General features: G+C 65.4%; 26 protein-coding genes. 5 read left to right on the plus strand and 21 right to left on the minus strand.

The features are described from left to right. Positions 1-43 precede the first annotated feature (43 nt). From CV102_RS15480 to CV102_RS15560, 17 genes are all read right to left on the minus strand, one after another. Positions 44-523 carry a hypothetical protein gene (locus CV102_RS15480; RefSeq protein WP_148858919.1) on the minus strand — a complete coding sequence of 160 codons (480 nt, stop codon included), beginning with the start codon at positions 521-523 and terminating at the stop codon, positions 44-46. A 108-nt stretch (positions 524-631) separates the two neighbouring features. After that, positions 632-1546 (minus strand): hypothetical protein, encoded by a 915-nt coding sequence (locus CV102_RS15485; protein ID WP_148858920.1) that lies wholly within the window; start codon positions 1544-1546, stop codon positions 632-634. Between the two features lie 42 nt (positions 1547-1588). Then, the gene (locus CV102_RS15490) at positions 1589-2305 is read right to left on the minus strand and encodes a hypothetical protein (RefSeq protein ID WP_148858921.1); all 717 of its coding nucleotides are present in this window, start codon (positions 2303-2305) and stop codon (positions 1589-1591) included. 45 nt (positions 2306-2350) lie between these two features. Beyond that, entirely contained in the window at positions 2351-2848 is a 498-nt protein-coding gene (locus CV102_RS15495) for a hypothetical protein (protein ID WP_148858922.1), read from the minus strand. A 2-nt stretch (positions 2849-2850) separates the two neighbouring features. Beyond that, complete coding sequence (locus CV102_RS15500) at positions 2851-3876, minus strand: hypothetical protein (protein ID WP_148858923.1); 1026 nt, start codon at positions 3874-3876, stop codon at positions 2851-2853. A gap of 127 nt (positions 3877-4003) precedes the next feature. Further along, the gene (locus tag CV102_RS15505; RefSeq protein ID WP_148858924.1) at positions 4004-5320 is read right to left on the minus strand and encodes an outer membrane protein assembly factor BamB family protein; all 1317 of its coding nucleotides are present in this window, start codon (positions 5318-5320) and stop codon (positions 4004-4006) included. 2 nt (positions 5321-5322) lie between these two features. Next, complete coding sequence (locus tag CV102_RS15510) at positions 5323-5694, minus strand: DUF3209 family protein (RefSeq protein ID WP_148858925.1); 372 nt, start codon at positions 5692-5694, stop codon at positions 5323-5325. Positions 5695-5750: 56 nt separating this feature from the next. Continuing rightward, positions 5751-6989, minus strand: coding sequence for a CbiX/SirB N-terminal domain-containing protein (locus tag CV102_RS15515; protein ID WP_148858926.1), 1239 nt, complete (start codon positions 6987-6989; stop codon positions 5751-5753). A gap of 33 nt (positions 6990-7022) precedes the next feature. After that, entirely contained in the window at positions 7023-7802 is a 780-nt protein-coding gene (locus tag CV102_RS15520) for a cobalamin biosynthesis protein (RefSeq protein WP_148858927.1), read from the minus strand. After that, a complete protein-coding gene (locus CV102_RS15525; protein WP_148858928.1) occupies positions 7799-8065 on the minus strand; it encodes a ferredoxin in 267 nt (88 codons plus the stop codon). Before CV102_RS15525 ends, CV102_RS15520 begins: the two co-directional genes overlap by 4 nt. A 2-nt stretch (positions 8066-8067) precedes the next feature. Next, the gene (gene cobJ / locus CV102_RS15530; RefSeq protein WP_148858929.1) at positions 8068-9129 is read right to left on the minus strand and encodes a precorrin-3B C(17)-methyltransferase; all 1062 of its coding nucleotides are present in this window, start codon (positions 9127-9129) and stop codon (positions 8068-8070) included. Positions 9130-9141: 12 nt separating this feature from the next. Continuing rightward, positions 9142-10038: a precorrin-3B C(17)-methyltransferase gene (locus tag CV102_RS15535; protein WP_148858930.1), complete on the minus strand. Its 897-nt coding sequence runs from the start codon at positions 10036-10038 to the stop codon at positions 9142-9144. Further along, positions 10035-11030, minus strand: coding sequence for a cobalt-precorrin 5A hydrolase (gene cbiG, locus CV102_RS15540; protein WP_148858931.1), 996 nt, complete (start codon positions 11028-11030; stop codon positions 10035-10037). Before cbiG ends, CV102_RS15535 begins: the two co-directional genes overlap by 4 nt. A 219-nt stretch (positions 11031-11249) precedes the next feature. Beyond that, complete coding sequence (locus CV102_RS15545) at positions 11250-12170, minus strand: cobalt-precorrin-4/precorrin-4 C(11)-methyltransferase (RefSeq protein WP_148858932.1); 921 nt, start codon at positions 12168-12170, stop codon at positions 11250-11252. Next, positions 12163-13041 carry a cobalt-factor II C(20)-methyltransferase gene (locus tag CV102_RS15550; protein WP_148858933.1) on the minus strand — a complete coding sequence of 293 codons (879 nt, stop codon included), beginning with the start codon at positions 13039-13041 and terminating at the stop codon, positions 12163-12165. The genes CV102_RS15545 and CV102_RS15550 overlap by 8 nt, the downstream gene beginning before the upstream one ends. Next, positions 13038-13715: a precorrin-6Y C5,15-methyltransferase (decarboxylating) subunit CbiT gene (gene cbiT / locus CV102_RS15555; protein ID WP_148858934.1), complete on the minus strand. Its 678-nt coding sequence runs from the start codon at positions 13713-13715 to the stop codon at positions 13038-13040. Before cbiT ends, CV102_RS15550 begins: the two co-directional genes overlap by 4 nt. Positions 13716-13812: 97 nt before the next feature. Beyond that, a complete protein-coding gene (locus CV102_RS15560) occupies positions 13813-14088 on the minus strand; it encodes a hypothetical protein (RefSeq protein ID WP_148858935.1) in 276 nt (91 codons plus the stop codon). A 306-nt stretch (positions 14089-14394) separates the two neighbouring features. Here CV102_RS15560 and CV102_RS15565 point away from each other — a divergent pair, with 306 nt between their 5' ends. Continuing rightward, the gene (locus CV102_RS15565) at positions 14395-15675 is read left to right on the plus strand and encodes a metallophosphoesterase family protein (RefSeq protein ID WP_187432993.1); all 1281 of its coding nucleotides are present in this window, start codon (positions 14395-14397) and stop codon (positions 15673-15675) included. 71 nt (positions 15676-15746) lie between these two features. On the opposite strand, the gene CV102_RS15570 is transcribed toward CV102_RS15565, so the two are convergent. After that, entirely contained in the window at positions 15747-17075 is a 1329-nt protein-coding gene (locus CV102_RS15570) for a cobyrinic acid a,c-diamide synthase (protein ID WP_148858937.1), read from the minus strand. 149 nt (positions 17076-17224) lie between these two features. Here CV102_RS15570 and CV102_RS15575 point away from each other — a divergent pair, with 149 nt between their 5' ends. From CV102_RS15575 to CV102_RS15585, 4 genes are all read left to right on the plus strand, one after another. Further along, entirely contained in the window at positions 17225-18547 is a 1323-nt protein-coding gene (locus CV102_RS15575; RefSeq protein WP_148858938.1) for a hypothetical protein, read from the plus strand. 93 nt (positions 18548-18640) lie between these two features. Then, complete coding sequence (locus CV102_RS15580) at positions 18641-19195, plus strand: DUF1802 family protein (RefSeq protein ID WP_148858939.1); 555 nt, start codon at positions 18641-18643, stop codon at positions 19193-19195. A 74-nt stretch (positions 19196-19269) separates the two neighbouring features. Then, entirely contained in the window at positions 19270-19434 is a 165-nt protein-coding gene (locus tag CV102_RS26055) for a hypothetical protein (protein ID WP_187432994.1), read from the plus strand. 747 nt (positions 19435-20181) lie between these two features. Then, complete coding sequence (locus CV102_RS15585; protein ID WP_148858940.1) at positions 20182-20463, plus strand: hypothetical protein; 282 nt, start codon at positions 20182-20184, stop codon at positions 20461-20463. Between the two features lie 28 nt (positions 20464-20491). On the opposite strand, the gene CV102_RS15590 is transcribed toward CV102_RS15585, so the two are convergent. Genes CV102_RS15590 through cobN form a run of 3 tightly spaced genes read right to left on the minus strand, consistent with a single transcriptional unit; the run spans position 20492 to position 25933 of the window. Then, positions 20492-21277 (minus strand): cobalt-precorrin-7 (C(5))-methyltransferase, encoded by a 786-nt coding sequence (locus tag CV102_RS15590; RefSeq protein WP_148858941.1) that lies wholly within the window; start codon positions 21275-21277, stop codon positions 20492-20494. Beyond that, positions 21274-22050, minus strand: coding sequence for a precorrin-8X methylmutase (locus CV102_RS15595; RefSeq protein ID WP_148858942.1), 777 nt, complete (start codon positions 22048-22050; stop codon positions 21274-21276). The genes CV102_RS15590 and CV102_RS15595 overlap by 4 nt, the downstream gene beginning before the upstream one ends. Next, positions 22043-25933 (minus strand): cobaltochelatase subunit CobN, encoded by a 3891-nt coding sequence (gene cobN / locus CV102_RS15600; protein ID WP_148858943.1) that lies wholly within the window; start codon positions 25931-25933, stop codon positions 22043-22045. The genes CV102_RS15595 and cobN overlap by 8 nt, the downstream gene beginning before the upstream one ends. Positions 25934-25966 lie beyond the last annotated feature (33 nt).

Here is a 25966-nt window from a genome sequence, read left to right on the forward strand (position 1 = left end):
CTCGCCGTTCACACCCAGCGTTACTACCGTTCCGACCGAGTCGTCACTCGTCGGTAACCGGGTTTCGAGCCGACACCGCTGCGATGACGTTCTGGACGTACCGCATACTCGTCGCGATCGACATGATACCGTCCATCAGCGCCTGCTGACTCGCTCCGTCGGGATAGACGCGATACTCGACCTGAATCGTCTCGGCGTCTCGTAGTTCGCAGGACGTCCCCTCCTCGTCGAGAAACGTGTAGAACCCCGGCGTCGCGGCGAGCATCGGTCCGACGTACTGGAGCAACTCACTGCGGCGCTGGTCGTCCCGGAGCAGGGTTCTGGCTGCATCGGTGTCGAATCCGTTCCGGCCGACGATCCGGATCGGGCCGAACTCGGTTTCCTTGATGACGTGTACCGGGAGCTGTGAGAGCTCGACCTGGAAGTTGAACGCGGTCTCCTCGTCACTGTGACGAGTTACGGCACCGATTGCGGTGTCGTCCAACCACTCACGTACCTGCGTTTCGCTCACGTGCATCGACATACGGATCCGTCCACGGCTGCTCGAATAAGGCTTCAGCGCGCTCTAGCCTGCAAATCGAACGCGGACCGCAGGTAGGGGCGGGCCTGATCCGAGTCCGGGTCGCCGCGACTACTCGTTCTTCTTCGGCATCGTCGAGTGTCGCTTCACCGCCCGCATATCCGCCCGTTCGGAGGGCGGCGGCGCCATCGTCGAGTGGCGAGACGAGTCACTCGAGCCGCCGAGTCCACCTCCGTCGCCGGATCCGAGCAGTCCGTCGTCGTCGTCATCGTCGTCATCGTCGTCATCGTCGTCTTCCTCGTCGGCCTCACCCTCTTCGTCGTCTTCTTCGTCTTCCTCGATTGCCTCTTCGTCCTCGTCGGCCTCACCCTCTTCGTCGTCTTCTTCGTCTTCCTCGATTGCCTCTTCGTCCTCGTCGGCATCGCCCTCGTCGTCCGCGGCCGTTGCCTCCTCGAGCCGATCTCTCATCGATTCGATCTCGTCACCGAACTCTTCGAACGACGAACTCATCGCCGACCGAAGCCGATCCTCGAGTTCGTCGCTCGTGTCCTCGCTTGCCTCATCGTCGGCTTCGTCGGCGCTCGTGTCGCCGTCGGCCTCGTCCTCGGTCGTCGAGTCCTGTTCGCTCTCGTCGGTCTCGGCGTCGGTATCCTCCGTCATCGTCTCCTCCTCAGTTGTCGTCTCTCGAAGCTCGTGGATCACGTCCTCGAGTTCGTCCTCCTCCGACCGATCCGCGAGTCTCGCGAGGCGTACCAGTCGCTGGAGCTCCTCGACGTGCTCCGGCTCGCCCTTGGTGATCGCCTCCGGGAGCGTCTCGGGCTCGGTCCCGTCAGAAAGCGTTCCGAGGCCGACCGCCTCGAGCAGTTCGCCGGGGTCGGTCGACTCGATGATGTCGGCCGCCTCTTCGGCGAGTTCGGGCAGTTCGCGGTCGGCACCGTCGTCTTCGTCCGGGTCTGCCAGCGAGCCGCTTTCGGTGCTAGCTGCGTCCAGGAGTTCCGTGATTCGGTCGTGGAGTTGATCGGTCATGGTTCGATTCCGTTTTGGTACTGGTCGAAGCGGTCGAGGGGGTTACGCCGATTCGGCTTCCGCTTCGTCCCCGTCGTCCCCGTCGGACTCGTCGTCCTCCCCGTCCGCGACCGTTTCGATGATCTGTTCGGTCATCTCCTCACGGCTGAGGTTCGCCTTGACGCCGACGTCCTTGGCGACCGACTGCAGGTCCTGGTACGACATGACGCCCAGGAAGTCCTCAAGCGTTTCGCGTCGGAGATTCTCGAGGTCGTCGACGGACGGCTCGCTGGGTGCTTCTTCCTCGTCGGTCTCCGCTTCTTCGTCTGCAGCTTCCTCGCTCTCGTCTTCTTCCTCCTCGTCAGCTTCCGGTTCCTCCTCTAGCTCGTCCTCCTCTTCTTCGCCTTCTTCGTCCTCGTCGGCCTCCTCCGATTCGCCGTCGGTGAGGCTGCCGGCTACCGACGAGAGAGCGTCGTCGCCGACGACGCTGGCGATCGCCTCGCTGATCGCCGTCCGAATCGCCGACACGAGATCCGAAATGATCTCGCGGAGGTTCTTGCTCTCCTCGAGACCCTGTCTGAGGGTTTCCTGGATCTCTCCGCCGATCTGGGCGCCGATCTCGCGTCCGAATTGCTCGCCGAACTTGCGGCCAACGGCCGCACCGACGTCGCCACCGTCGAGATTGTCCTCGAGACTGCCGTCGCCGAGCAGATCCGCGACATCGACCTGTTCGGTGACTTCGTCGGTGACCATCTCTTTCAGTCCGGAGTCCTCACTCATCGGCCCCACCTCGAGCCGGTCGTACGAGAGAACTCGGTTTCATGGCTAGTCGTCTCCCTCATCCTCGTCCGCTTCCTCTTCCTCTTCGGATGCTTCGCTTTCGGACTCGTCGTCCTCGCCATCTTCGTCGTTGCTCTCGGCTTCTTCGTCCTCAGCTTCGTCTTCGTCCTCGGCTTCTTCTTCCTCGTCTTCGTCCTCGGCTTCTTCTTCTTCCTCAGCTTCGTCTTCGTCCTCAGCTTCGTCTTCGTCCTCAGCTTCTTCTTCTTCCTCCTCCTCAGCCTCTTCTTCCTCCTCCTCGTCTTCGTCCTCGCCGGGACTGAGCAGTTCCTCGACGACGAGTTCGCCGATGGTCTTTCCGAGGCTTTCGCCGATCTTTCGGCCGATGACCGCGCCGATCAGTCCACCGAGGGTCTCCCCGAGTGGCTCCTCCTCGTCGATCTCGCCTTCCCACTGGGTTCCTTCGATGAGTTCCTCCAGTTCGAGGTTCTCGGTGATCTTTTCGTAGTCGATCTGCTGGGTCAGTGATGTGGATTCCTCGCTCATTGTTATGCTTCGGACTGCGACGTTTCTTCGTTAGACTCTTCGTCCGGCTCGAGTTGGTCGATCAGTGCCTGGAGAATCTCCCGGACCACCGTCGCGACGAACTCCTCGACGGGGAGACTCGGTAGGAGTCCGCGGAGGCTCTCCTTCATCGTGCTGAGCGCGCCCCGGATTCTCTCTCCCGCCGAACTGAGTGCGGAGGAGATCCGGCCCTCGCCGTCCTCCTCGCTCTCGGCCTCTTCGTCTTCCTCTGCCTCGTCTTCCTCGTCCTCGCCCTCGTCACTGCTGAGGAGTTCGCTGACGAGTTCGCGCGGCTTGCTCACCAGAGAAGTAAGCGCCTCCTTGGACTTGCCCAGCAGCGAACTGATCGCCTCCTTGGGCTTGCTCAAAAGCGACTTGATGCCGCCCAGAAGCGCCTGCGAGCCGTCGAGCAGTCCGGTGACTGCCGACAGCAGGTTCCCGACCAGATTGCCCTCGCCCGGCCGGGCCGAGACGTCGAGCGTGACCGGATTCAGGTTGACCTCGAGGCCGAGCACGTCGAGGAAGAGCCCGTCGAGGTCGAGGTGCAACACGTTCGACGCGTCGTCACCCTCGTAGACGTCTTCCGCGTCCTCGACGTGCTCGCTGGTTTCTTCTTCCTCCTCTGCTTCCTCGTCTTCGGCTTCTTCTGCCTCCTCATCGGCTTCTTCCTCGGCTTCTTCCTCTGCTTCTTCTTCTGCCTCCTCGCTTTCCTCGTCCTCGGCTTCGGCCGCTTCCTCGGATTCCTCCTCAGCCTCGGCTGCTTCCGCTTCCGTCTCGTCGGCTTCTTCCTCGTCTTCAGCCTCTTCCGCTTCCGTTTCGTCCTCCTCGTCGGGTTCCTCGTCGGGTTCCTCCGCCTCTTCGACTTCTTCCTGTACCTCTCCGCCGTCTGTCAGTATCCGGCGTTCCGCTCGAGCCTCGTCCTCGTCCGTTCGCGGTGGAGTTGAACCAGATCCGACCGATACGCGATCCGAATACTCTTCCGAGTCGTCGGGTTCTCGCCTCCCAGTCATTATTCGACAAAACAGACGAGAGTGTCCGTTGTGGTGGTTTGCCTTGCGTATGCGACCGTTCAACGGTAGCCCGGTAATTCAAAACCTGTGAGGTGCCGAACTGTCAACTAACAATACTCGAGTTCGGCTAGTTGGGGCGTCCGAAGACGACCGCGTACTCGCCGTGTGTCACGTCTCCGTCGTGGTACGCGACGGGTTCCTCGATTGCCGCAATCGTCCCGTCGTCGACCGACGCTGCGGTGGCGATCCCCTCGAGTCGTTCACAGCCGGTCGGTCCGGACTCGAGATCGAACCAGCGGATCGCGTGCGCGTCGGGATTTCGGACCCGAAAGTTCTGGGCGCAGGGGGCGGCGACCGTCCCGCCGTCGGTCCCGAGTTCGTGGACGAACCCCTCTACCGCTGCGTCCCAGAGGACGTCACCGCCGTCGTCGAAGGCGGCGATCCGGTGCTCGTTCGGATGTCGGCGCTTGGTCTCGCGGCTCTCTTCGGCGTACGTGTTCCCGGTGACGAAGACGGCACGTCCATCGTTCGCGTACGCGTGGTTCGGGTAGGCGTACAGCGTCTCGCCGTCGATCTCGGTTTTGGTCGCCAGATCGACGGCCCACCGTTCGGCGCCGCCGGGTCCGAGCAGGTAGCCTCGCTTGTCGCCGTGGCTCGAGACCGCGATCGATTCGCCGTCGAACGAGACGTCACCGACGCGGCGGTCGCCTGCCGTACCCGGGTCCCACGTCCACGCGAGGTCGCCGGTGTCTGTCTCAAGGACGACCAGTCCGTTGTCGTGGTCGCCCATGCAGCGGTTGTAGCCGACCGCCAGGCGCTCGCCGTCGTCGCGCAGGTCGAGTGCGATCGGTGAGGCGTCGGTCTCGTACCGCCAGCGAACCGTGCCGTCCGCGTCGAACGCGAGGACCGTGCTGTGCCACCGCCGCGTCTCGCCCTCGCGCTCGTAGCGGCGGGTCGCCGCGTACAGTCGTTCGTCACCGTCGCGCCCGTCCTCGTCGACCTCGAGTGCGACGACGTAGGGGAGATAGAAGACGGAGTCTTTGACCGGATCACCGACGTCTTCGGCCGTCTCGTAGCGCCAGCGGCTCTCGCCCGTCTCGGAGTCGAGGGCGACGATCGACCCCGTCTCGCCGCGTCCGGCGACGACGACCGTTTCGCCGCGTCCGTCATCGTCCTCGTCGCCGTCGATCGTCGCGATGGCGACCGGGTGATCCGGATGGTCGACGGACCACCGGGGCTCGAGCGAGTCGGCGTCGAACGCCGTGACCGTCCCGTTCCACTGGCCCGTGACGACGGCGTCGTCGGTCGCATGGACAGCAGAACGAGTCCACATGTGCCGGCTGCGGGCGCTTTCGATCTCACCGAGGGAGCGCCGCCGAAACGCCGCGTCTCGCTCGTCGCCGTCCCGTTCGTCTCCGTCGGGTTCGGTGTCTGCCTCGGCCATACTCACTCCTCTACGGGGAACGTCTCGTGGAGCATGTCGTGGGATTCGCCGAGTCCGTCGACGACGCTCTCACCCTGGACGCGCAGGCGCTGGATCGCTCGTTCGGCGTTTCGCACCTCGAGGAGGCGCCCCCGCGTGTAGTCGTACTCGGGGTCGTCCGCGTCCATCGCGGCGACCTCCTCCTCGAGATCGACCAGTGCGGCGTCCAGATGCCGCTCGATACCCGAAAGGCTCTCGGCCTCAACGAGGCCTTCGATCGGTCCCTCGAGATGTCCCTCGAGTTCTTTTTCCGCGTGTTCGCGGGTGCTCTCGTCCCCGGCGCCGAGGACGTTCATCAGTCCGAGTCGTAGCGCTTCTATCTCGTGACAGCTCATGGTGATTCGGTGTAGTCGGTTGGATGGTGATCGGTCGGTTGCGACACGATACGACACTACAGGATCTGATCGACGAGGTCGCTGACGACGCGGTCCCTGTCGAGGTGGTCGGCGACGATCCGCTCGGCGTCGTCCGCCCCGACGTCGCCGTACCAGACACTGTCGGGGTAGACGGCGACCATCGGCCCGTCGCCACAGCGGCCGAGACACGACGAGCGCGTGATGCGCGGATCGCAGTGTTCGGAGTCGCGGGCCGTCTGTCGCAGCGTCTCGAGCACCGCGGGCGAGCCCATGTCGGCGCAGGTCCGGTTCGTACAGACCGAGACGTGCTTTCCCGGCGCGTCGTGGGTGTGGGGTTCGTCGTCGACGTCCTCGCGATCGGCGTGTGCGTCCTGGTGGGCGAGCGCGCGGAGCATGGCTCGCGCGCCGCCGACGTCTTCCTCGTAGCCCTCGAGGTCGACCTTGTACTTGCACGTGTCACAGGACATCTCGACGCTCTCCGTCCGCGCTTCCTGCCAGCGGTCGGCGAAGACGTCGAGCAGCCGGGAGTCCGTCCCCAGGGGATCGCCCGCCAGCGCGTCGACGTAGGGGTACTCGTCGTCGAAGTCGGCCGTCCAGTCCCGGATCCGCTGGGTGAGAACGCCGTCGCCGAGCATGTATGGTAGAACGACGGCCGCATCCGGCCGGTGCTTCGAGAGCCCGTGGAGGGTATCCTCGAGCGTCGGCTCCGTGACGCCGACGAACGACGCTTCGACCCGGTCGAACGCCCGGCCCTCGTACAGCAGACGGGCCAGTTTGTGTACGTCGCCGTTCGCGTCCGGATCGCTCGAGCCCCGGCCACAGACGACGACGGCGACGTCGTCGCGGTCGCGGTCGACGCCCAGTTCGTCTTCGACTGCGGCGGCCCGGTCGTCCAGCAGGTCGAGGATCGCCGGATGGATCCCGAGATGTGCGCCGTTGTCGATCTCGAGGTCGTGTGCAGCGCGGCCCTGCTCGATCGCCAGCGGGACGTCGTTCTTGACGTGACTCGCGGCGAACAGCGAGCAGTGGACGACCGTCACCCGCGAGACGAGCGACGCCAGTTCGGCGAACGCCTCGTCGATCGACGGCTCGGCGAGTTCGAGGAACGCGGCGTCGACCGGGATCTCGAGCCGGGACTCGAGGCCGGCGGCCAGTTCCCGCACCTGTTCGTTCGACTTCTCGCGCCGGGAGCCGTGTCCGATCAACAGGACGGCCTCGTCGTCGAAGGCTGCGAGCGCGTCGGTACCGGACTCGGCGTCGGTCGTATGATGCATTCGTGGGGTCCTCGGTTCGTGTGGTGTGTCGGGTTAGTCGTACGACTCCGCCTGCTCGAGGCTCCGCTCGAGCTTTCGGCGGCGGCTCGGCGCGAAGCAGCCAGTCTCCTCGCAGTTCTCGTAGAGCCACGTTCCGAAGGCGGGCGCGGCGTCGTCGTCGACGCCGAACCAGTAGCCGCCGGAGGAGGTCTCCGAGAGGTCGCCGAGGGGAGCGTCTACCGGGCAGTCGGCGATTAGCTCCCGGGTTAGCTCGAGCAGGTCCCGGTCGTCGTGGACGAACGAGATGCCGACGGTGCCGCTCTTGGACTTGAAGCAGATCGTGCCACAGCCCTCGAGCAGTCCACGGAGCAGTTCTCGGTCGTGATTCGCGAAGGCCCCGAAGCGGTAGTTGCCGCGGCCGTCGACGGGGAGGCCGAGGGCACTGCGACGGCCGAGCAGCCCCGCGTCGCCGTTCCCGCCGCTCTCACCGCCCTCGCCGGTCTCGCTTTCGTCACCGCCGATCGAGAGCGTGTACTCGTCCTCCGTCCGCGTGATCGACGTATCGTGGGCGTAGTCGCGACTGCTCATGTCGTGGTCGACGTCGCCGCCCGTGATGGCCGCCAGCACCTGCGCAGAGGTCTCGTCGTTGGTGACGACCTCGATGCGCGCACGGCTGCACCGTGCGCCGTTCGCGGTTCTCACTTCGTTCCGAACCGCGCCGTCCACCACGTCTCCGCTGCCGGCGACGTGCCCCCAGAAGTACGCGCTCGCAGGGTGGCCCGCGAGGGGGTCGTTGGGGACCTCGATCTCGAGCGAGGGGGTGGCTTCGCTCATTCGTCCACCTCTTCGACGATAATCGCGTCCGTCGGACAGGCCGCGGCGGCCTGCTTTGCCTCGTCGATGCGGTCGTCGTCGAACGTCGCGACGACCTGCCGTTCGGTATCCGTAACGTCGCCCTCGCAGTCGTAGACGGGATCTGCGTCGGGGTCGATCGTCGCGAGGCCGTCCGCTCCCTCGACGAACCGCGGGTCGCGCGTCAGACAGGCGAAGATGCCGTCGCAGGCCTCTTTCTCGATGGTGATCTGGTAAGCCGGCATGATCAGTAGTCGTACTTCGTCTCGTAGCCCCGCGGCGTGACCATCCGGTCGTCCCAGACGTAGGTGTCCTCGGTGCCGACGAGAATGGTGGTCGTCATATCGATGATCTCGCTCTCGCCGAGTTCCTCGAGTTCGCCGAGTTCGGTGATCATCACCTGCTCGTCGTCTCGACCGGCGCCGTGGACGATGCCGACCGGCGTGTCGGCGTCGCGGTGCGTGAGAAGGATCTCACAGCACTTCTGGAAGTTCTCCCGGCGCTTGCGACTCCAGGGATTGTAGATCGTGATCGTGAAGTTCTCGCTCGCGACCGAGTGCAGCCGAGATTCGATCTCGGGCATCGGCACGAGGTGGTCCGACAGCGAGACGGAGACGGTGTCGTTCACGAGGGGCGCACCCAGTCGTGCCGCACAGGACTGTGCGGCCGGGACGCCCGGCACGACGTCGAACTCGACCATCGACGCGGTCGCGCCCTTGGACTCGAGAATCTCCAGTGCGAGGCCCGCCAGCGCGTAGACGTTCGGATCGCCGCTGCCGACGATGGCGACGTCGTTGCCCGCGAGCGTGCGGTCGATCGACTCCTCGGTACGGGAGACCTCGCCGCACATCGGCGTGTCGTAGATCTCGTCGGTCTGCTCGGTGATCTCGTCGGGAATCAGCTCGATGTACGTCGTGTAGCCGACGATGTGGTCGGCCTCGAGCAGCGCCGTCTTGGCGCGCTCGGTCATCCCCTCGGCGTGACCGGGGCCGAGGCCGACGGCGGTTAGCTGTCCCGGCTCGGCGTCGAAGTCGGCGACCGTCGCCCCGACCTCCTGTTCGTGGGACTCGCTCTCGTCGTCGGTCGAGGCGCCGCAGTTGGAACCGGAAGACGACGAAGACGAGGAACTCGAGGCACCGCACTTCGAGCCGCTATCGTCGCTCGCGTCGTCCGCGCTCGAGGAGGCTCCGCAGTTCGATCCCGAGGAGGCGTCCGTCCCGGTCTCTGGTTCGGTTTCGGTTTCGGTCGTCGATGCGCCGCAGTTCGAACTCGATTCGGCGTCCGCGTCTGCGTTGGTGTCCGTGCTCATGGTTGTGTCTCGTTAGAAGTCGTCGACGTCACGCCCGCCGCGGGGGGTGACGAGGTACGTTCGGTCGTCGTTGCTCCAGGTCTCGGTCTCGTGGTTGCCGATGATCAGCGAGGTGCCCATCCCCGACACCCTGTCGTCGTGGTCGGCGGCCTCGCCGAGGGTAGTGACGAACTCGCTCTCGCCGTTCCGGCCGGCGTCGGCGCGGCCGGCGTCGTTGACGATCGCCACGTAGGCGTCGTCGGTCCGCTCCTCGCGAACGATCTCGACGGCCCGCTCGTAGTTTCGCCAGCAGTTGTAGAGGACGATCACGAAATCGGAGATGGCTGCCGCGCGCAGTTTCTCCTCGATCTCGTCCCAGCCGCGCCACTTGTCCGACAGCGAGATCGTACAGAAGTCGTTGCACAGCGGCGCGCCGACGTTGGCGGAGCCGCCCAGCGCGGCGGTCAGGCCGGGAACGATCTCGATCGGGACGTCGGTGGCGTTCTCTTCCTCGGCCATCTTGAAGACGAGGTCGGACTTGCCGTACACCGAGGGATCGCCGCCGGAGACGTGGGCGACGTCCTTTCCTTCGCGAACGTGGTCGAACGCCGCTCGAGCCAGCTCGATCTGCCGGCCCATCGTCGAGCGGATGATCTCCTGCTCGAACCCATCGTCTCGGACCGCGATGCCGTCCTCGTCCGTCTGCTCCTTCGGCAACAGGGTGCCGTCGTCGCGCAGGAACTCCTGGTAGAGACTCGAGGCGATGACGACTTCCGAGGACTCGATGACCTGTTTCGCCTTCGCGGTCATGTGGTCCGGCAGACCTGGGCCGATACCGACGACGTAGAGGGTCCCGTGGTCGTCGGGAGTGCCCCCAGTCGTCGGGTCGGCGTTCGCGTCCGTCTCCGGAGGTTCGGCGTCGGAACTCATCGACCGATCGCCACCGTGACCTCGTTCTCGTACCCGATCTTCTCGAGCACCAGTTCCTGCTCGGCACCCCCCGCAATGGCGGAGGCCTCGGAGACGCCCGGCCAGCCGATCAGTTCCTTCGACTTCGAGGGGGTCGGCCCCTCGTGTGCGAGCAGGGTCTCCTTGTCGAAGGCGACGACGCCGAGGTCGAGTTCCTGTGCGGCCTCGAGCAGTCCCTCCTCGTCTTCCTTGCGCGTCGCGGTCCCGACGAACTCGACGTCGGAGAAGTCGTAGTCGGTCTCCTCGAGGGCCGCCTCCCAGGCCGCGAGGAACGAATTCTTGCTCGCCCCGGAGACGCTCCCCGTTCCGAGCACGATACCGTCGTTCTTGTTCCGCTTGAGCACCGTCACGTCGTCGCCGACGAGCACCGCACGAGGCCCCTCGAGTCGGGCCACGGGCCCGAGGTTGTCGTCGAGGACGGCGAGGTTCGTCTTCACGGTCGAGTCGCCGTTGACGACGTGGGTGTCCATCGCCTTCGCTCGGGACTCGACACCCTGCTTGCCCGCGGCCTCGGAGGCAGTCGTCATCGCCGGCACGGCCCCCATCGTCGCCAGGTCCTGTGCGACCTGGTTGGCGCCGTGGTGGCCGCCCGTGATCGGGATGGCCCACGTCAGTTCCTCGTCGACCACGCAGATCGCGGGATCCTCCCACTTGTCGTCGAGCAGGTGGGCTGTCTTGCGCATCGCGATGCCCGAGGCCATCAGACCGATGAAACAGTCGTACTCGCCCCAGTGCTCCTCGAAGACGTCGCCGTGGTACTCGAGGATCTCGATCGCCTCGTAGCGGTCGCCGATCTCCGCTTTGATCTCCTCGGCGGTCTCCATCTTCCGGCTGAAGGAGACGATCGCGATCTCTTCGGCCACCTCGCCGTCCGAATCCGGCGTCGAGCAGTGACCGCCGTCCGATCCACCGTCGTCGTTCGTACTGTCCGTGTTCTCAGTTTCTGAGCTCATGCTGAAACCTCCATAGTACCGAAATCGTCCGTTCCACGCGCTACAGCCCCGTCCGAACCACCGTGGGGGTGGGACTGAAAGGGGCCAGTCCTATCGGCGAAGACGGCCGATACAAGGACCGCAGGGAGTGACCGACGGGAGCGACCGAGGACCGCAGCGAGGCCCTCGAGTCGATAGGACTGGGGGCTTTCGGCGCGTTTGCGGTCACGCCACTGCGACTCAGTCATCGCTCGCCTCCGTCTCACCAGCGCTTCCCGAAGAACCTCGATTCGCCCAGTCGCCGTAGAGGTAGGATCGCTCGTAGCCCGCGCCGGTCACCGCATCACCGATAACCACCATCGCTGACGCCCGATAGCCGGCTTCCTCGACCCTATCCGCAATGTCGCCGATCGAGCCGACGATCACGTCCTCGTCCGGCCAGGAGGCGTGGTAGATCACCGCGACCGGCGTCTCGGGGTCGTGGTCGTCCTCGAGCAGCCGATCCATCGTCTCGCGGACCGCGTGGGTGCCGAGATAGATACAGGTCGTCACGTCGCCCATCTCCACGAAGTCGGAGATGTGGTCCTCCTCCGGGCTCAGCGTCTTGCCCTGCGGCCGGGTGAACGCGACGTGGTTCGAGACCTCGTTGAGCGTCAGTTGCGTCCGCAGCGTCGCGCTGGCCGCAAAGGCCGAGGTGACGCCCGGCACGAAGTGGGTCGGGACGTCCTCGTGCTCGAGGGCGTCCATCTGTTCCAAGGCCGCCCCGTAGATAGCGGGGTCGCCGCTGTGCAGACGGACGACGTTGTCGCCGTCCTCGTAGGCGTCCCGCATCAACGGGATCAGCTCCTCTAAGTCCTTCCCCACGGAGTTGACGAGTTCGGCGTGATCGCAGTACTCCTCGAGAAGTTCGCTGTTGACCAGCGAGCCCGCGTGGACCACGAGGTCCGCTTCCTCCAGCAGTTCCTTCCCGGCGACGGTCAGCAGCCGCGGGTTGCCGGGACCGGCGCCGACGAACGGGATCCCCTCCTGCTCGTCGCCGGCGCTGTGCTCGAATATTCGATCGTCCAGTTCCTCGCGACGACGATCCCCCTGCGCATCGATCGCGTCCTGTGGATCGTTCTCCTCGGTGCCGGCGTCCGTCTCCGTTGTCTCGTTACTCATGATCGTGCCCTCCGCAGTCGCCGTGTTCGCAGCCCTCGGCGCGCTCGAGTCCCGCGCTCCGGTCACTTCCGGAAGACCCGCGGTCTTCCGACGTTCGCCTCGTTCCACTCGGCTCACCACCGTCGGCGACCGGCTCGCTCCCGTTCGACTTCCCGCCGCTCGAGGTGCCGTCCGCGTCGTCGGCGTCCGTCTGGAACGCCGCCGTCGCCTGTTCGATCTCGAGGTCTTCTCGCTCGGCGTACGCGAGCGTGTAGTAGTCGCGCTCGTCGATCTCCGCGGGGTCGTCGGTGACCAGGGTCTCGCCTTGCTCCATGAACAGCCGACGGCCGTAGGTCACCTCGTAGCCGGCCTCGACGAGCCCCTCGTGGGTCGCCGGCGCGTCGGTGACCTTGAAGAGGATCATCCGATCCGGCCCCGTCGGGCTGTGGCCGTTCGCGGCCTCCCGAAGCGAGAGGCCCGCGCCGGCCTCGATCTCGACGTCCAGCGCGGTCGCAAAGGCCGTCACGGCGCTGACGCCGGGGACGATCTCGAGGTCGACGTCGGGGTGGAAGGCGTCGATCGTCCGGCGCAGGTGGCCGAACGTGGAGTAGACGTTCGGATCGCCGAGCGTGACGAAGGCGACGTCGCCGTCGCGCGCGTTCGGGGCGATTTCCGCCGCGGCCTCCTTCCACGCGCTCCGTAGCTTCTCCTCGTCTTTCGTCATCGGGAAGTCGAGATCCCCGATCCGCTCCTCGGGAACGTGCTCGAGCGCGACGGTCCGGGAGAGTCGACCCGGCGAGTAGACCACGTCGGCCTCCTCGAGCACTCGCTTTCCGCGAACCGTCACGAGGTCGGCCTCGCCGGGGCCGAGCCCGACGCCGTAGAGGGTCATCCGTTGCCCCCTCCGCTCTTCGAATCGCCTTCGGCGATTCGACCGACATTGGAGCTTTGCTCCGACGAGGATCGCCCACCGTCGGCAGCGACCTTCTTGCCGTCCTCTTCGTCGTCGGCCTCGTCTGCGGTCGCGCTGCCGACCAGCATGTACACCGGGTTCTCCGAGTCGAAACTCGTCGCGCCGGCGAGTTCGTAGCCGTGGCTCACCTGGAACTGGACGACTTCCTCGAGCAGGTCGCGCTCGCGGAAGGCCTCGGTCGCCCGGCCGGCGACCTCGAGGCGCGAGACGTTCATCACGATGCGATCGACGCCGGTCTCCGCGGCGTGGTCGAGTACGGCCTCGAAGTTGCGGCTGCCGCCGAGAAAGAGTGCGTCGGCGTCTTCGGGCAGCCCCTCGGGCGCCTCCGCGTTCCGAAGTTCGACGTCGGCCCGAACCGCGTCCTCGTTCGCGGCGAGGTTCTTCTCGGTCGTCTCGAGTCGTTCGGCCTTCCGCTCGAGTGCAGTGACGCGGCCGGCTCGCTGTGCGGCCTCGATCGTGACGGCCCCCGTGCAGGAGCCGACCTCCGCGAAGTGGTCGTCCGCCTCGAGCGCAAGCTTCGATTGGACGACGGCGCGGACCTCCGGCTTGGTCGGTCCGGCCTTCGCGTCGTGTGGCAGCGCGATGGGTGGCATCACCTGTTGGAACAGAATCCACCCCTAAAACAATTGTGGTTGGGGTAGAACAACTACAGTTGCTCAGTTACAGTTTGGGTAAGGCAACCAGCGTTGTTCAGTTTCCGGAGAACGTCCGGTCGGAGACGTTCATCCGGAGCTCGCCGTGTGAGAGCGGTTTCTCCTCGGTATCGACGGTCATCCGTGCCCGGGCCTCGTGGATCTCGAGGTCCTCGGTGTCGTCCTCGAGGTCGCCGCCGGTGGTCGCGACGCACACCGCCCCGGTGTCGGTCGAGTCGAGCGTGATCCGACCGTCCGTTCGCGAGGCGACGGTCCAGCCCTCGGTTTCGGGCGACGGCTCGGCGAGTCTGGGGACGCCGTCTTCGGTTATCATCGCGTAGCCGGGGAGCGGACGACATCGACGATATTGGTGTCCGTGACCGCGGTGAGTCGCCGGTCGGCAACGGTTGGTTCTCGTTTGATTTCGAGTGGCTGTAGTGCAGTGACGAGTCCGACCCTGGGGAAGAGAACTGAGAAGATGACTGACGATAACCATCATAACCCCATACAACGACAACCAATACTGATGGTCTCCAGACGGGACGCGCTGAAACTGGCGGGTGCCACATTGGTACCGGTATCGCTACGGCCGGCCGAACGCCGCCTCAATTCGGCTCGAGCGAGCTATCGGGGGTGGACTGTGCCTGAAGAATATATCCACGTCTGGGGTCTACTTACGAAAAATCCAACAGCGGAGTTCTGGATCGCGTGGATCGACGATACTGGCGATGGCGGCGATCCACAAACGATCTACTATGGTGAGGATTCGGTAGAGGACAACGAGATCGAGGTGGATCCCGAACCGTTTGATCCGCTGGACGACACATACTTATATCGACAGCGGATCGAGAACTTGGATCCGGACACCGAGTATGACTGCGAGATCGAGGCCGAAGTCACCTCAGTCGAACACGCGTTTTCGACGCTCTCGGAGACCCCGTTGGAGGACAATATCAAAATCGCAACCATCTCCGACATCCATCCCTGGCGGGGCGATTACTACATGTACGACGTCGACCCCGACGGGCAGACGATGGAGGATATTGGGTCCGAGGACCCCGACGTGTTACTCATCCCGGGCGACTTCCCGACGACGAAGCACGTCAAGGAGGACGAAGATAACGCGGAAACAATTCTCGAGTATTTCGAGACCTACCATCACAGGCTCAACGAGCATCGGATCGTCCCGATGTTCATGTGCCCGGGGAATCACGAACTCGGGAGCAACTGGGACGGGACGTCGCACAACCCACCAGCGGACGATGACGAAGGGTTCTATTACGAACTGTTGTTCCCGAACGTTTTGGAGTACGCGGAAGACGAACACGATGGTGAGTACGGGTACTGTTGCGAGATAACGATCGCAGACAGCATCCAGATTCTCGTTCAGGACTGCATTCAGCTCTACCCCGACGAGAACGCTGAATGGACAGAGGACGTCATTCGAGAGGACGTCGACACCGTCATCCCGATGAATCACTTCGGGCTGTTCACGACGCGGTCGCACTGGAATATGGAATCGCACACGCTCGAGAACCGGAGTGAATTCCTCCCAATCTACGATGAGTATCCTGTACACATCGCCCTCACGGGACACGATCACAATCGCGGGATCACGTATCCGTTTTACTACTCCGAGGACGAGCCGACGGACGCCGAAGACTACGAGGAACTCGAGGACGGCGGATACGTGGCGATCGACGCCGATAGTAACGAAGAGGGAACGATCGTAGAGTATTCAGCCGGGTGGCCGACGATGCGGTCAACGACGTCCGATGACTGGATATTCGACGAACTATCCAGTTCGGACTACGAGCAACATTACATCGTCGAATTTTCGAACCCGGAACTGACCCTGAAGGAGAGAGATATGGATGGAAATACGCAAAACGACCACACGTACACGTTAGAGCCAGAATAATTCGAGCAGCTCAAATCCTGAAGACATCGAGGACGAAAGTGACGAGCGGAGACGGACGGTGAGAATCCCACTTACCGGGAGATCGACTCGAGGAACCGATCGAACGCCCCGCTCTCGGGGTGGACGTGGACGTAGGTGCCGAGCGACTCGTACTCGGTCAGGCCGTCGTGCTCGCCGTCGATGCCGTCGCCGCGAACGGTCTGGAAGGCGAATCGGGCGTCGTCGTCGACGTCGGCGCTCGAGTAGTGGAACTCGTGACCGCGGATCGAGTCGCCGGCGCGGGCGGTCAGCGTCCCGTCGACGGCCTCGAGTTCGACGTGATCGAGCGCCTGGTAGCGGTCGTGCATGGTCACGTCCGCCGGCAGGATGCCGGCCATCTCGCCGCGCTCGCCGTCGGCGGTCGTCAGCGACCGGCTCATCGCCATCAGGCCGCCGCACTCGCCGAACACCGGCAGGCCGTCGCGTGCGAGATCGCCGAGCTCCGCGAGCGTGCCGGCGGCCTCGAGGTCGTCGACGTGCAGTTCGGGGTAGCCGCCGGGGAGGTAGACGCCGTCGCAGTCGGGAACCGGATCGCCCCCGACCGGCGAGAACGTCACGAGGTCGGCCCGCTCGCGGAATCGTTCGATCGTGGCGGGATACCGGAAGCAGAAGGCCGCGTCGCTGGCGACGGCGATCCGGGCGTCGACCGGCTCCGGCTCCGATTCTCGCCCGGTCGATTCGGCGTCCGTCGGTTCCGCGGTCGGCGGTTCGCTTGCAACCGCGGCTAGCCGTTCGGCCTCGAGCGTCTCCGCGGCCTCCCGGAGCGCCTCCCGCGGAAGTGCTGCCTCCTCGCCCATCTCGAGGCCGAGGTGGCGGTCGGGAATCTCGAGATCGCCGTTCGGCGGGATCCGGCCGAAGTACTCGAGGTCGTCGGGTAGCGCGTCCCGAATGCCCTGCTCGTGGCGGCCGCCGTGGGCCCGCTGGGCGACGATGCCGGCGACCTCGACGTCGCGGCCGATGCGCGTTGCGTACTCGCGAAAGCCAAGCGCCGTCGCCGCGACGCTCTCCATCCCCGCGCTGGCGTCGACGACGAGGACGACGGGAACGTCGAGCGCCTCGGCGACCATCGCGGTGCTCGAGCCGTCGCCGTCGTACAGTCCCATGACACCTTCGACGACGCAGATATCGCCCTCGCCGCGGGCGTAGTTTCGCCGCAGGCCGTCCTCGCCGCAGAGCCACAGGTCGAGGGTGCGAGAGGGCCGTCCCGCGACCGCCTCGTGGTGGCTCGGATCGATGAAGTCCGGCCCGGCCTTCGCGGGCTGGACCTCGTGGCCTGCGTCCTCGAGCGCCTGGATAATCGACAGCGTCGCGACGGTCTTCCCGACGCCGGAACTGACGCCGCCGAGGACGAATCCGTTCATCATCGGTAGTTGAATTGGAACAACTGAACTTGAAGGCGTCGGTGGCTCGCGACTCGCGTCTCACCGCGACCCGGCTCGCCCCGCCTCGGAAATATTTTACTTCTCGGATTACGGAAAACTTATCGGGTAATAGTTTATCGGCTGACAGTATGAATCGCCGTACGCTTTTGGTCACCGCCGGCGGAATCACCGGACTTCTCGGTCTCGGCGGCTACCACCAGCGTCGACGACTCGGACGCTGGTCGGATCGCGACGACCTCCGGACTGCTCGCGACCTCGAGACTCCCGACCCCTTCCTCTCCGCGAGCCTCACCGTCACCGACTCTCACTTGGAATCGGCGCTCGCCGATCTCGAGAATCTCGTTGGAAATGCACGGGCGGCGTCGTCTGGACTCGAGTACGAGGAGCAACCACAGCCGGTGATCGATCGAACCGAATCTCGGTTCGAAGACGCCAGATCCGTCCGCGAAGAAATCGCCGGAGAGCTCGACGAGTTCGCGGCGCTCTCGAACGAAGAGCGACTGGACCGGCTCGAAGAGTTACGTGGTGCGCTCAGAGGAGCAGGTCAGGCGCTTGCGCTCGCGGAACTGGAGCGCGGTGAGTGCGATCCGGACGCCATCGACACAGCTCTCGATGCGCTCCGCGACGACTACGAGAGCGTCGGACGAGAACTGGACTACTACGCGTCCGACGTATCACGGGCGGTCGTCGCGTACGGTGAACTCGACGAACTGCTGGAAGACGTGCGAGTGGCGATCAATGCCGGTCAGAGAGATCTCCGTGAGGCGCCGCCGCGTTCGTATGCCAGGGTTCCGTACGGTCACGCCCGACTCGACGACGTCGAGCGGTTCGCCGAACACCTCGAGCGCGACGCTGCGGACGGTGCTGACCCCGAACTCGTCGGTGATCGTCTGAACGATCGATATCTGGCGCTCCGCGAGCGCACCGACTCGACTCTCGAGGAGGTCGACTTCGAATACGATGACGAGGTGTCTTCCTACGCGATGGACCTCTGGCTGGATCGGATCGCCCGTCAGTCAGATGGGTCCGACGAGCACGACGAAGGACGGCTCGCACTCGCGACGCGGATCGCTGCCAAACGGTACGCTCACGCGCTCTCGGTCGAGGCGTTTGAGGACGACCGAACACTCGGATTTCTGGACCAACTTCCCGCGGACGGGTTCGACACGACCGGTGCGGACGTTCGTGAGGCCAAACGGCGTGCTGGCGACGCGCTGGACGACCGGCTCGAGGCGGACGGCGACGACCGTTTGGTCCGCTACCTGTGCGTCGGAGTAGCCGACGAACTCGAGTGGCAAGACAGGCGACTCGAACTGGCGCTCGATGACATCAACGACGCCGACTCGCAGGAGTGGTCGATCGAACTCGAGCGGCTTCACCGAGGATATCTCGAGATCGCGGAACTGGCGGCAGTTCTGCCGGAGGCCTCAGCGGTCGTCGAGGAGGAGTAAGGCGCCGAACGACGACCATCCGGTACCTCCGGCTACTATAGAGCAGATACCGAAACCGAATTGGAATTCGTGATCGTCCGACTAGCCGAAACGATGAGTGAGACACCGACGGAGCCGACCGCCGCGCTGAAAGAGCGTGCCGGCGTCGTCAACGCCCTCGTCGACGGCGCACAGACCGTCCTCGTTCGCCATCCGACCCTCGACCCGGGAACGATCGCCGACCGGTTCGTCTGCTATCCGGCCTACAGCCACCAGAAGCCCGACCGCTACCAGCCTCGATACGAGGACTACTACCACCGGGCGAGCACCAAACCCGACGGCGGCGTCCCGATCCGGGCCGTCGCGGAGGTCTGCGAGGAGTTCACTGTCTCGAGCGACGACCTCGAGGCGCTCGCCCGACACTACGTCTACAGTCCCGACGGACTGCGAGACAAGTACGACCCGGACGGCGAACTGCGCGTGCTGTTGCTCCGGGTCGCCGAACTCGAGTCGCCACGGCTCGTCGAGGAGCGCGGAGAGTATCGCGGCTGTCGCGCCTGGATCGAACTGGCCGACGAGGTCGACGTCGAGCCCGCGGCGGCGTCGCCGGTGGTAGACGACGTCGCCTTCGCCGAGCGCCGGGCGGCGATCCGGAACGCGCTCGAGTGATCGATTGGCGTGAAGCGCGAACCACCGACGAACTTAACGGATCCGAACGGCTAGATCCGTCTCCACTGGTCCCTATGACCGAGGAACACGATCACCAGACCGAGCACCACCTTCAGGAGGCGATCCGGCACCTCAGCGAAGCGCAGGACGGCGACCTCCGCAAGACGAACGCCGTCGCTCTCGAGGAGGTTTCGGACACCCTGTCGACGGTTCTTCGCGAGCAGGACCGAGACGAATAGACGGTCCGATTTGCTCTTTTGTACGCCGGCAGAGATCCCATCCGAGAGGCGCTGGTACTCCCGCAGCGGCAGTGTTCAGAGACTACTGTGAGCACTCGGATTGCGGCGAGACCACCACGAAAGCCCCTCACGCGGTCGCCCTTCCGGGGTTCGCTGCGGTCCGTACGTTGCCCAGGAGGGATCGACCGCGTCGACCTCTTTCAGTCCCACCCACGATGGCTGGCCAGGCAGCCGACCCGGGTGGGACTGAAATGGGCCAGGGGCTTTCGCGGTACTCGCTCCGGGAGCAGGTCCTGCTCGCACGAACACACGAGATGGCCACGCCCTCCCCAGCCGACTCACTCGCTGACGGGCTCACGGCCGCTGGCCGTTCGCCGCTCCGCGGCGCTACGCGCCGCGCTGCGCTCGTTCGTCCCTCGCACACTGGTGTCGACCGTCCTCACTGGTGCTCACGGTTCCCTTCGGTCACCGTTCGCTTTCCGAGGTGCTCGCAGGCTCGCACCTCGCTACGTTCGGCCGGTCGACAGCGCGCGCCACCGCAGGAGGGGAGCCGGCCCAAAGTGAGACGTAGTTCACCTGTCCGTAACACGAGTTTCACGTGGTGTTCTGAATAACAAAACCGTGCTACTATCTACTGGTAATCTAAACACCGTCCCCGCCAGCGCACGGAATCCGGCACCTTCGCTCGGTTGCGGCTTCCAAAGAGCCGACCACAGCGTTATCCCGATCCTTCCCCTGAGTCACAGTATGGCACCGAAGGACGAGAGCCGGAACGGGAACGATCGTGATCCGGCGGAACACCGGCAGGACGGCGGGGATTCGAACTCGTCGCGCCAGTGTCACCGCCGTCACTGCGACGAGCCGGCACAGTTCGTCGTCCTCGAGCGATATCAGGAGGAGACCGGAAAGGGTGCCGTCGAGGCCGAAGCCGCCCTGTGCCAGGACCACACCGACGAGGAGAGTCCGGCGAACCTCGACGGCGCCTACGACGACTACGTGTTTTACGTCGAACCGATTTCGAACGGGTAAGACGAGCCGAGTCGAGCAGCAGTGAAACTCACACCGGCTGTCGCACCGCGAGCACCACCAGATCGGAGAACGGCGTCTCCGCTCGTCCGTCCCCGCCGGCGTGCTCCGATAGCTCGGCCAGCGTGAACCGATGACTCTCCTCGTCCTCGTGGGTCAGCTTCTCGAGCACCAGCGCCTCGAGGCCCGGCTCCGCACCGTTCTCGAGCAGGAACGCGGCGATATCGCCGGGCATCCGATCGTAGGGCCGGGGCAACACGAGGAGGTGCCGTTCGTGGACGGCGGAGGCGAGGCGATCCATGTCGGCCGCGAGGTCGCCGCTCTTGTGGAGCGTGACGAACTCGGTGTCCTCCATCGGCGTCCGGGCCCGACTCGCGGCCATCTGGAGGGAGGAGATGCCGGGGACGACGCGTACCGGCGTCTCCGGATCCTCACGTTCGACGGCGTCCTGCACTTTCCCGACGAACTGGTAGCCCGAGTGGTTGGGATCGCCCATCGCCACGGCGGTTCCGGACTCGCCGGCGGCGACGCGCTCGCCGAACTCCTCGAGCGCCTCGGCCTCGTCCCTGTAGCCGCAGGTCAACAGGTCGGCGTCTGTCAGGTCCTCGACGAACTCGACGACCGTGGTGAAGCCGACGACGACGTCGGCCTCCCGAATGGCTCGCTCGCCTCGAGGGGTGAGATACTCCTGGTTCCCCGGACCGACGCCGACGGCGTAGACCGGTTCGTCGGTCTCTTCGTCGATGGCTGGCTCCGCCGCTGCGGCCGCGAACGTCGCCGGATCCGGCCCTGCATCGAGGTCGTACTCGCCGCTCATCGGTCCTCGCCGTCTTCGGTCGCGTCGTCGCTCGCTCGGGCCGCTCGAGTCTCGGCCGTGAGATCCAGCTCGAGTTCGTCCGTCCGGACGTCCTTCGCGACGTGGATCAGTTCGTTCGTCAGCGCGGCTGCGAGGCCGCTGCCGCCGCGGCGGCCGACGTTGGTGATGGCCGGGACGTCGTAGGCCTCGCTGATCTCTCGGATGCGCTGGCGGCTTTCCTCGGCCTTGACGAAGCCGACCGGCGTCGCGACGATGACGGCCGGTCGGGTGCCGTTCTCGATGCAGTCCGCGAGTGCGAACCCGGCCGTCGGCGCGTTCCCGACCACCGCGATCGCGCCGTCGTAGACGCCCTGCTTGTCGAGTTCGAGCACCGAGGCGGCGGTCCGGGTCATCCCCGTCTCCTTCGCGAGTTCGGCGCCGTTGCCGATCGCCTTGCGCTTCTCGCAGTCGTGACCGCGGCCGGTGATCCCGGCCTTGGACATCGTGATGTCCGTCACGATGGTCGCCTCGTCGAGCACCGCTCGAGCCCCGGCCCGAACCGGCGCGTCCTCGTCGTCGCCCACCTCGTCGCTGCCGGTGAACTCGAGCAAGTGCTGGAACTCGATGTCGCCCATCGAGTGGACCGACTTCTGTCGAATGCGGTCGGCCAGCGTCTCGTCGGGCACGAACTGCCGAACGATGTCCATGCTCGTCTCGGCGATCTCCATCGCGTTCTGCGTCGTCGCGCCGAGATCGGCGTACTCGTCTTCGAACGCCCCCTCCCCGTCAGTCATCGTTCGTCACCTCCATCGCGGGGTTGGTCGACCGCGCCTCGAGATCGCCCTCGACCTCGAGGTTCAGGTCGCGCAAGCGGTCGACGGTCTCGTCGTCGGCGTCCCAGAGGTCGCGCTCGATCGCCTCGAGCAGCGTGTCCGTGATCGACTCGAGCGCCCATGGGTTGACGTCGCGCATCCACTCCTGGCGAGCGTCGTCGAAGGCGAACTTCTCGGCGACCTCCGCCCAGAGCGTGTCCGAGACGACACCCGTCGTGGCGTCCCAGCCGAGCGTCACGTCGACCGTCGTCGAGAGGTCCCCGGCACCCTTGTAGCCGTGTTCCTCCATCGACTCGAGCCAGTCGGGATTCAGCACCCGAGAGCGCATCGCCTTGCGAACCTTCTCCTCGTTCGTGTAGACGTCGACGTTGTCCGGATCGGAGGAGTCGCCGACGTAGGAGGCGGGCTCCTCGCCCGATATTTCGGAGACCGCGGAGATGAAGCCGCCGTGGAAGGCGTACCAGTCCGAGGAGTCGAACTCGTCTTGCTCCATCGTGTCCTCGATCTTGACGGTGGCGTCCACACTGGATAGGCGGCGCTCGAAGGCGTCGTGAGCGTCGGAAACCCGACCGCGGGAGCCCATCGCGTAGCCGCCCCACTGGACGTAGACCGATGCCAGGTCGGAGCGGTCGTCCCAGTTGCCCTCGTCGACTGCCTTATTGGTACCGGCGCCGTACCCGCCGGGCCTTGTCGTGAAGACGCGGTGTTTGGCGGCCTTCCGGGCGTCGGATTCGTCGAGTCCTTCCTCGTCCTCGAGTTCCGCCTGCTCCTCCTCGACGTGCTTTTTCACGTAGTTCAACTCCGGTGGCTCGTCGAGGTCGACGACCGCATCCACGGCATCGTGGATGACGCCCGCCGCAGCGGGGAAGGCGTCCCGGAACAGCCCGGAGACGCGCGTCGTCACGTCGATTCTGGGCCGGTCCAACTCGTCGAGCGGGATCGGCTCGACGTCGTCGATTCGGCCGGCGTCGGTCCACCGGGGCTCGACGCCGAGCATCGCGAGCACCTGGGCGATCGTCTCGCCGCGGGTCCGCACCGTGGGAGTGCCCCAGGCGACGACGCCGATCTCCTCGGGGTACTCCCCGTTTTCGCTCCGGTGGCGCTCGAGCACGCCCTCCGCGACCTCGCTCCCGACCTGCCAGGCAGACTTCGCAGGTACCTTGCGCGGATCCAGCGTGTAGAAGTTCCGCGCCGTGGGGAGCAGGTCGACGCCGCCACGGGTGGGGGCACCGGAGCCGCCCGGCGGGACGTACTCGCCCGAGAGCGCGTCGGCGGTGCGGGGAATCTCGTCCTCGGCACCCTGGACGCGCGGCTGAGCCTCCTCGCAGATGTACGCGAGGGCCTTCCGGAGGTCGTCGTGGGCGCCGGACTTCGCGCGCCCGTCGCCGATCGTCTCGAGGTCGACGACGAGCAGGTTCATGTTCACTTCGTCGTCCGGTCCTCCTTCGAGTTCCGAGACTGGAATGTCGAACTCGTGCTCGGCCAGCGTCTCCACCAGCTCGAGGCTCGTTTCGTGGACCTCGTCGGCGGCCTCTGCGTAGGTCATGCCCAGGTCCTCGTCGTAGGCTCCCGGGGAGTCGAGCATCGTCTGGTAATCGACGCCCAGCGCGCCGGCGACGCTCTCCCGGAGGCTCGGCGCGCCGGGATTCTCGAGTCGCGTCAGGGCGACGAGATACTCCGTCAGGCGCTCGCCTGCCGGCGGTTCGGACATCGTGTGCAGGCCCAGTCGAATCTGGGTGGTCTTGACGTCGGTCAGGTACTCGTGGATGCGCTCGACGAGGGTGTCGACATCGACCTCGTCGCCGTCAACGTCACCTTCGGCCAGGGTCGAGCCGGCCTCGTCGGGGCCACGGACGTCGGCCTTCTCGTCGATGGTCCCCGCAATCCCGAGCTCGACGGCGAGATCCAGTTCCGCTACTTTCTCCCGCATGAGGTCCTCGAGGTGCTCACCGTCGTCGGCGCGGGCGTCCTCCATTCCGGCCTCTCGGTACTGGTTCGCGAGTTCCTCGAGTTCCGATAACTCGTCGTACGTGCCCGCCGATCGCATCACGGGCGTCAGGTAGTCCACGATCGCCGCGTAGGAGCGGCGTTTCGCCTGGGTCCCCTCGCCTGGGTTGTTGACGATGTAGGGGTAGACGTTCGGCAGATCGTCGATCAGCTGATCCGGCGCACTCTCGCCGTTCAGACCGACGGTCTTGCCAGGGAGCCACTCGAGGCTGCCGTGGGTGCCCAGGTGAACGACGCCGTCGGCGCCGAACTCGTTTCGGAGCCAGCCGTAGAAGGCGTAGTAGTCGTGGGGTGGCTGCAGGTCCGAGTCGTGGTAGACCTTCGAGGGATCCATCCCGAACCCGCGCGGGGGCTGGACGGTAACGAGCACGTTGCCGAACTCGACGCCGGGGATGGCGAACGGGCGGTCCGGAACCTCGCCCCACTCCTCGACGACGTTCTCCTGGAACCGCTCGTCGGCGGACTCGAACCAGTCCGCGTAGGTGTCGGAGGAAACCACGTCGACCGACAGGTCGCGGACGTCTTCGGGTGCCACCCAGCGGTCCTCGAGGGTGAGCTGTGCGGTTAATTTCTCTACCAGCGTCTGGCCGTCGTCCGGCATCTCGTCGCCTAGATTGTATCCTCGAGCGTCGAGTTCCTCGAGCAAGTTCACTGTCGACTCCGGCGAGTCGAGCCCGAACGCGGTCCCGATTCCGTCGTCGCTCGGTGGATAGTTGTGGAGGACGACGGCGACCCGTTTCTCCTCGTTCGGCGTGTGGCGAAGCGCCGCCCAGTTGACCGCGAGTCGGGTCGCGTGGTCGATCCGCTCCTCGATCGGATAGTGGTGTTTCGGCGCAGAGCCGATGCCGGCTTCGTCGTCGGTGCGTTCCTTGCCCGAGATCGGATGGGTGATCACGTTGCCGTCGAACTCCGGCAGTGCGACCGAGAGCGCGAGTTCGAAACCCATCACGCCCGTGTCGCTCGACTCGTAGCGCGACCGGGAGCGCATCGTGGTGATCGTCTGGAGGACCGGGACGCCGAGTCGATCGAGGAAGACGTCCTCCGCACTCTGGCCCTCGTCGTTGGCGCTCCGGCCACGCTCGTCCATCGAGAGCGAGAACATGAACGAGGAGAGGACGGCGTCGACGACCGGTTCACCCTCGTCGTCGATCAACCAGTTGTCAGTGACCCACTCGGCGTCCTCCTGCTCCTCCGTATCGGTCGCCGGATTGCAGAAGATCGGCAGCGCGTTCGCCCCCTGCTCCTCGAGCGCCCGAACCTGCGCGTCGACGTAGCGCGTGTTCTCGTGGGTCCAGTGGGACTCGTAGAACCAGACCGCGACCGTCGGCTTCTCCGAGTCGTGGCTCTCGAGTAGTTCCTCGTACCCCGCTCCCGGATAGTCGGGGTGGTAGACGCCCTCCGTCGGCAGTTCCGTCGGCCCGTCGTACGCGAGGTCGCGACCTTCGTACTCGCTCGCGAGAAACCGACAGCAGTTCTCGACGTTGATCGTGCCGCCCTTCTCGAGGTAGTCGTAGACCTGCTCGCGGTGGTTCTCGGCGACCGTCGTGTCCTCGAAGGCGAAGGCGTCGCCGGTCGACTTCACGATCAGCGGGACGTTCGCCTCCTCGAGCGCCCCCGTCGCGTACTCGTAGCCGGGCATGCTGTCCTCGGCGCCGTGCAGCCAGAAGATCGCCGCCGCGGCGTCGCGAAGTTCCTCGACGAACGACTCGACGTCGGCTTCGTCCTCGAGGTCGCTCTCCGATCGGACGACCAGTTCGATACCCTCGAGTCGTTCGGCGGCCTCGCCGATCGACCCGAGTTCGTTCTCCGTCGCGGTGTAGATCCCGATACGTGTCATCGATTTTTTAAACCTCTGTTGTATTAGCGCAAG

The organism is Natronococcus pandeyae (genome assembly GCF_008122205.1).
Lineage (GTDB): Archaea > Halobacteriota > Halobacteria > Halobacteriales > Natrialbaceae > Natronococcus > Natronococcus pandeyae.

What these genes read in the sequence shown, in the direction of transcription:
- CV102_RS15480 (WP_148858919.1), bottom strand. Translation starts at nt 523, where the DNA reads ATGTCGATGCACGTGAGCGAAACGCAGGTACGTGAGTGGTTGGACGAC.
- CV102_RS15485 (WP_148858920.1), bottom strand. Translation starts at nt 1,546, where the DNA reads ATGACCGATCAACTCCACGACCGAATCACGGAACTCCTGGACGCAGCT.
- CV102_RS15490 (WP_148858921.1), bottom strand. Translation starts at nt 2,305, where the DNA reads ATGAGTGAGGACTCCGGACTGAAAGAGATGGTCACCGACGAAGTCACC.
- CV102_RS15495 (WP_148858922.1), bottom strand. Translation starts at nt 2,848, where the DNA reads ATGAGCGAGGAATCCACATCACTGACCCAGCAGATCGACTACGAAAAG.
- CV102_RS15500 (WP_148858923.1), bottom strand. Translation starts at nt 3,876, where the DNA reads ATGACTGGGAGGCGAGAACCCGACGACTCGGAAGAGTATTCGGATCGC.
- CV102_RS15505 (WP_148858924.1), bottom strand. Translation starts at nt 5,320, where the DNA reads ATGGCCGAGGCAGACACCGAACCCGACGGAGACGAACGGGACGGCGAC.
- CV102_RS15510 (WP_148858925.1), bottom strand. Translation starts at nt 5,694, where the DNA reads ATGAGCTGTCACGAGATAGAAGCGCTACGACTCGGACTGATGAACGTC.
- CV102_RS15515 (WP_148858926.1), bottom strand. Translation starts at nt 6,989, where the DNA reads ATGCATCATACGACCGACGCCGAGTCCGGTACCGACGCGCTCGCAGCC.
- CV102_RS15520 (WP_148858927.1), bottom strand. Translation starts at nt 7,802, where the DNA reads ATGAGCGAAGCCACCCCCTCGCTCGAGATCGAGGTCCCCAACGACCCC.
- CV102_RS15525 (WP_148858928.1), bottom strand. Translation starts at nt 8,065, where the DNA reads ATGCCGGCTTACCAGATCACCATCGAGAAAGAGGCCTGCGACGGCATC.
- cobJ (WP_148858929.1), bottom strand. Translation starts at nt 9,129, where the DNA reads ATGAGCACGGACACCAACGCAGACGCGGACGCCGAATCGAGTTCGAAC.
- CV102_RS15535 (WP_148858930.1), bottom strand. Translation starts at nt 10,038, where the DNA reads ATGAGTTCCGACGCCGAACCTCCGGAGACGGACGCGAACGCCGACCCG.
- cbiG (WP_148858931.1), bottom strand. Translation starts at nt 11,030, where the DNA reads ATGAGCTCAGAAACTGAGAACACGGACAGTACGAACGACGACGGTGGA.
- CV102_RS15545 (WP_148858932.1), bottom strand. Translation starts at nt 12,170, where the DNA reads ATGAGTAACGAGACAACGGAGACGGACGCCGGCACCGAGGAGAACGAT.
- CV102_RS15550 (WP_148858933.1), bottom strand. Translation starts at nt 13,041, where the DNA reads ATGACCCTCTACGGCGTCGGGCTCGGCCCCGGCGAGGCCGACCTCGTG.
- cbiT (WP_148858934.1), bottom strand. Translation starts at nt 13,715, where the DNA reads ATGCCACCCATCGCGCTGCCACACGACGCGAAGGCCGGACCGACCAAG.
- CV102_RS15560 (WP_148858935.1), bottom strand. Translation starts at nt 14,088, where the DNA reads ATGATAACCGAAGACGGCGTCCCCAGACTCGCCGAGCCGTCGCCCGAA.
- CV102_RS15570 (WP_148858937.1), bottom strand. Translation starts at nt 17,075, where the DNA reads ATGAACGGATTCGTCCTCGGCGGCGTCAGTTCCGGCGTCGGGAAGACC.
- CV102_RS15575 (WP_148858938.1), top strand. Translation starts at nt 17,225, where the DNA reads ATGAATCGCCGTACGCTTTTGGTCACCGCCGGCGGAATCACCGGACTT.
- CV102_RS15580 (WP_148858939.1), top strand. Translation starts at nt 18,641, where the DNA reads ATGAGTGAGACACCGACGGAGCCGACCGCCGCGCTGAAAGAGCGTGCC.
- CV102_RS26055 (WP_187432994.1), top strand. Translation starts at nt 19,270, where the DNA reads ATGACCGAGGAACACGATCACCAGACCGAGCACCACCTTCAGGAGGCG.
- CV102_RS15585 (WP_148858940.1), top strand. Translation starts at nt 20,182, where the DNA reads ATGGCACCGAAGGACGAGAGCCGGAACGGGAACGATCGTGATCCGGCG.
- CV102_RS15590 (WP_148858941.1), bottom strand. Translation starts at nt 21,277, where the DNA reads ATGAGCGGCGAGTACGACCTCGATGCAGGGCCGGATCCGGCGACGTTC.
- CV102_RS15595 (WP_148858942.1), bottom strand. Translation starts at nt 22,050, where the DNA reads ATGACTGACGGGGAGGGGGCGTTCGAAGACGAGTACGCCGATCTCGGC.
- cobN (WP_148858943.1), bottom strand. Translation starts at nt 25,933, where the DNA reads ATGACACGTATCGGGATCTACACCGCGACGGAGAACGAACTCGGGTCG.